A 4,393-nucleotide genomic window follows, 5' to 3' on the forward strand; every position below is an offset into this window, starting at 1 on the left:
CTTTTTTTATTTCTTTTCAGATCCAATCTGTAGCTGTAAAAACTGGGGCTCCACAGAGAAGACAGGAGCCTTAGCTAGTTAAACCTGCAACCAACTTATAGCCAGATACCATAGCGTTTGTCATGGTATCACGAGTTGCTTTGAAGGCCTCAATAAAAGCAGCACGGTTCTCTTCTGGGAATAGCGTTGTATCATCTCCAAATTGAGCAAGAGTTTCATTCACAGAAGCCAACTCTTCATCCAGCTTCTTGATACCAGGTTCCAAGGCCTTGAAGTAAGATTCTTGTTCAGATTTTGGCAACTTTTCTCCCAGTTCATTGGCATACTTCTTATAATTTTCAGCTAATTTTGCATAAAGCGCCTTGATGTCCCCAATAGTTTTCGCATTTTCAATTTCCTGATCTGTTACCAAAACAACTTCTGGAGTGGTTGCTTGAGCGCCAGAGCCTGAAGTAGACTGACTAGAAGAGCTACTTGTATCATCTGTCAATTCAAATTTCTTTGAAGAAAATGATTTCTTCTTAGATGAGGATGTTTTCTTAGAGGAAGAAGATTTCTTTTCCACCTTGCTAGAAGATTTCTCTGAAGAATCCTTCGGTTTTGCAGTTTGATTTCCCGAACATGCGACCAAGGTCAAGACCGAGAGAAGGGTAATACCGCTTGCGACTAATTTTTTCATGGTTAACTCCTATTCATAATTCATTTATAGAATTATATCTAAAATTATTTCGAATGTCAAAGCATTATAATATCTTAGCTCCTTCTGCTGACGCTATATTTTCAAGATGAGATAAGCCTTCTACCCTCTATAGTCCTTTCTTAAATTGTCGGACTTTTATCATTTAGGACAAAAGACTTGCAAAATTATATAAGATTAATTATAATCATTCTAAATAAGGGATTAGGAGACAAGTATGAGTGAAACAAAACATGGCGTTGATGCTTCTTTCAACGACCGCTTAAATATCTTACGGGCTGGAGTGCTCGGTGCCAATGATGGCATTATCTCAATCGCTGGAGTTGTTATCGGGGTTGCCAGTGCGACCAGCAATCTCTGGATCATCTTTCTCTCTGGCCTTTCTGCCATTCTAGCCGGTGCCTTCTCTATGGCGGGTGGTGAATACGTGTCTGTATCCACCCAAAAGGATACAGAAGAAGCCGCTGTGAGTCGGGAGCAAGCCCTTCTGGACCGGGATCCAAAAGCCGCCCGCGACTCCCTCTATGCGGCCTATATCCAAAATGGTGAATGCGAAACGGCTGCTCAAATCATGACCGAGCGGTCCTTTCTCAAACACCCTCTCAAGGCCTTGGTGGAAGAAAAGTATGGACTGGAGTTTGAAGAGTTTACCAATCCTTGGCATGCGGCCATCTCTAGTTTTGTAGCTTTTGTCCTCGGCTCTCTTCCACCTATGCTGTCTATTATCCTCTTGCCAAAAGAAATCCGGATCCCAGCAACGGTGATCATCGTGGCCCTTTCCCTTCTCTTTACCGGCTACACCAGTGCCAAGCTAGGAAAGGCCCCTACCAAGCAGGCTATGATCCGTAACTTGGTCATCGGACTACTGACTATGGGAGTTACCTATCTCTTTGGACAATTGTTTAGTATCTAAAAAAGCTGAGACTTCTGTCTCAGCTTATTTTACGCTTCCAATAGGGCTTGAGCTTGTTTTTCCAATCCTGCGATTGCTTCGTCTGTCAAGATCAATTCACCTGTTGCCCAGGCTTCTGGGTTAACGGTTGTTCCTGTGAAGTCTCCGACTACTTGGGTACGAACGAATGGTAAGAGGGCTTGGTAGGCCGCAAACATTGGCTCGTGTCCTGCATTAGCGACTGAAGACACTGTTACGATCTTGTCTTGGAGGGCAGATGGACCACGAGTTTCTGATAGGTCAAGGGCACGGCTTAGCCAGTCAATCAAGTTTTTCACTACACCTGGAATGGCAAAGTTATAAACTGGTGAGAAGATCCAGATGGCATCCGCCGCAAGGACTGCATCACGCACTGCTTGCACTGCTGGTAAGGTTGGAGTTTCCAAATCTTGGTTCATCATCGGGATGTCCTTGTAGTCCAAGTAAGTCACTGTTGCTTTTCCTTCAAGAAGGCTTTCTGCTTTCTTAGCCATTTGGTGGTTAAAAGATCCTTGACGAAGAGATCCGACGATAAATAGAATGTTTTTCATAGTTGTTTCCTCTTTCTGTTGTAAGTTTATTTGTTACAAAAACTATTATACACGGCCTAGATGTAATATCAAGAATTACATCTTGGAATGTCACTAATTTTTACTATTTTTGTTTTTTCTTTAAAAAACCCTAATTTATCAAGGTTTCTAACCTTTTCTGACGCGGGTTACAATCCCATCCGGGTCTGTAAACTCGAGCTCGCCTGAGGTCAGCCAGGTGACTGGTGCCCCCTCTTCTTTTGCTCGCTCTGCGATGGCAACCAGGTCTTCTTTCTGTTCTACTTGGACAACGTAATAGGCAAGACCAGGAAGTTTCGCTTCACGTTTGGCTAAGTGCTTGCCACCCCACTCATTGACAGCCAGGTGATGGTGGTAGTCTCCAGAGGCAATCCAGCTGGCTGATGGAACGGTGAACTTATCCGACAGGTCTAGCACCTTCTGATAAAAGGCTGACGCTGCTTGGCTATCTCTCACAGAGAGGTGGATATGGCCCATGCGGGTGTCGGACGCTATCTGGAAGGGCTCCACCTTGCGACCCATCTCATAGATTTCTTGCGCATAGAGCTCCTCCGTCACCCCAATGATGCGGCCATCCTCACGGATATCCCACTCCGCCACCGGCTTATCCCGGTAGAGCTCAATGCCATTGCCCTCTGGATCTTCAAGATAGAGAGCCTCACTGTAGCCGTGGTCGGCAGCCCCGACAAAGGGAACCTTCAGCTCAGCCATATGCTTGAAGACATCCGCTAAGTCCTCCCGACTAGGTAGGAGAATGGCCATGTGGTAGAGACCGTAGCTAGCCTTAACAGACTCAGTCCGATCCGTTTGGATGAGGTGGACCAAGGGCTTGCCTCCAGCCCCAAGAAGGACTTCCTCCTCAGTCTGAGACAACATCTCCAACCCCATAATCTGGGTGTAAAAAGCAGTCTGGCGCGCCAAATCCTTCACATTTAGCGCTGTTTCTGCCAAGTAAATCTTGCTATTGTAGGCGTAGGTCATAAGTGTCTCCTTTTTGGTCTTGTTTAGTTGTAACTTTTTATATTACAACATTATACATTCTTTTTCCAAAGAAGCAAGAAAAATAACTCGACAGAAAAACCTCCTTAGAAAACTAAGGAGGGTTGTGAGTTTAATAGTTGGACAAAATAATTATCTTACTTTAGAACACTTCTGCTACCCTTATCAAAATTCGGGAAACTATTTTTGAAATCTTACTTTCTATTTCCAATTGCTTTCTTAAGAGCATTTTGAAGTTCTTCATCAACCGCATAGACATATAGCCCGTTAACTCCACGGGTGAGCAAAACATTTAACTCATTTCGCAATAATGTTTCTCCGTAATTAATCATTTCACCTGATTCAAGTTTTCTGTTTTGCACAGCACTTTTGTTTTTGCTTTCACTTATATCAAAAATGATTTTCCCGTCTCTATATTTGACAGATGGGCCAATGATAACTCCCACATAATTTAGATCAAATCCCTGAACGGTAAACGTTGAGCCAATTTCATGAATCGTTTGAGACTGCTCTATCCAAGATAAATGTTTAGATTCTTTTTCTTTTGCAAGTTGTCTGTTCCACGGACAAGACCAGTCTCCGATACGAACACACCAATAGTCCGAATCCTTTGGTTTTGATTGACTACTATATTCCCAATCATAGGTTGCTGTTAAGCGTGAAATCCCTAAACTCTGATTATCATTTTTTTCCATGATTGCACTTTGAAGTTCCTCAGGAGAGTCAAAAACTCTAATATCATAATCATTATCTCTTGGAACCTCATTCACAACTCCAACATCAATCAGATTTCTTATCCACTCAACTGTTTCCTTTGTAGCATGGATACGCATTTGGTTATGTAGCGTAATGAGATTTCCTTTTAAATTGGCTTCGTGTTCCAATTTCAAGAAAGAATCATCTGTCCATATTTGGGATTTGTTCATGATCTGATTTTCATCATAAACAAGTACTACTACTTTTGATTTAGAAAGTAAATCATTTAGATGATTCCCACCTAGATAAGCTTGATTTTTTGCAGTCAATAATAAATGACCTTCATCAACCACTACAATTCCAGCATCAGTTTTTTCTTTCTTCAGAGCATTCAAAAATTGAGTTGGTTTCATCACAACATTAATATTTGATCCACTCTTCCATTCCAATTTTTTCTCAATTTCTTGATAAACACTGAGTTGATCATCATGATTCACAACC

At 42.3% G+C, this 4,393-nt stretch carries 5 protein-coding genes; 1 reads left to right on the forward strand and 4 read right to left on the reverse strand.

Annotation, left to right across the window (positions count from 1 at the left end; genetic code table 11):
• Positions 1 to 70 precede the first annotated feature (70 nt).
• A complete protein-coding gene (locus tag AC3E8G_RS10155) occupies positions 71 to 679 on the reverse strand; it encodes a hypothetical protein (protein ID WP_490677645.1) in 609 nt (202 codons plus the stop codon).
• Positions 680 to 914: 235 nt separating this feature from the next.
• Here AC3E8G_RS10155 and AC3E8G_RS10160 point away from each other — a divergent pair, with 235 nt between their 5' ends.
• Positions 915 to 1,610 carry a VIT1/CCC1 transporter family protein gene (locus AC3E8G_RS10160; protein WP_414282170.1) on the forward strand — a complete coding sequence of 232 codons (696 nt, stop codon included), beginning with the start codon at positions 915 to 917 and terminating at the stop codon, positions 1,608 to 1,610.
• A 29-nt stretch (positions 1,611 to 1,639) separates the two neighbouring features.
• On the opposite strand, the gene AC3E8G_RS10165 is transcribed toward AC3E8G_RS10160, so the two are convergent.
• The 3 genes from AC3E8G_RS10165 to AC3E8G_RS10175 form a co-directional block, all read right to left on the reverse strand.
• On the reverse strand, positions 1,640 to 2,179 hold the full coding sequence (locus AC3E8G_RS10165; RefSeq protein WP_490677646.1) for an NADPH-dependent FMN reductase: 540 nt from the start codon (positions 2,177 to 2,179) through the stop codon (positions 1,640 to 1,642).
• Positions 2,180 to 2,326: 147 nt separating this feature from the next.
• Positions 2,327 to 3,178 (reverse strand): VOC family protein, encoded by an 852-nt coding sequence (locus AC3E8G_RS10170; RefSeq protein ID WP_490677647.1) that lies wholly within the window; start codon positions 3,176 to 3,178, stop codon positions 2,327 to 2,329.
• A 212-nt stretch (positions 3,179 to 3,390) separates the two neighbouring features.
• Positions 3,391 to 4,393 (reverse strand): DUF2075 domain-containing protein (locus tag AC3E8G_RS10175; RefSeq protein WP_490677648.1); only part of this gene is annotated, 1,003 nt, incomplete at its 5' end.

The organism is Streptococcus sp. SCPM-O-B-15294 (M123) (genome assembly GCF_058200455.1).

Excerpts from the sequence above, each read along its gene's own strand:
- AC3E8G_RS10155 (WP_490677645.1), bottom strand. The coding sequence starts at position 679 with ATGAAAAAATTAGTCGCAAGCGGTATTACCCTTCTCTCGGTCTTGACC.
- AC3E8G_RS10160 (WP_414282170.1), top strand. The coding sequence starts at position 915 with ATGAGTGAAACAAAACATGGCGTTGATGCTTCTTTCAACGACCGCTTA.
- AC3E8G_RS10165 (WP_490677646.1), bottom strand. The coding sequence starts at position 2,179 with ATGAAAAACATTCTATTTATCGTCGGATCTCTTCGTCAAGGATCTTTT.
- AC3E8G_RS10170 (WP_490677647.1), bottom strand. The coding sequence starts at position 3,178 with ATGACCTACGCCTACAATAGCAAGATTTACTTGGCAGAAACAGCGCTA.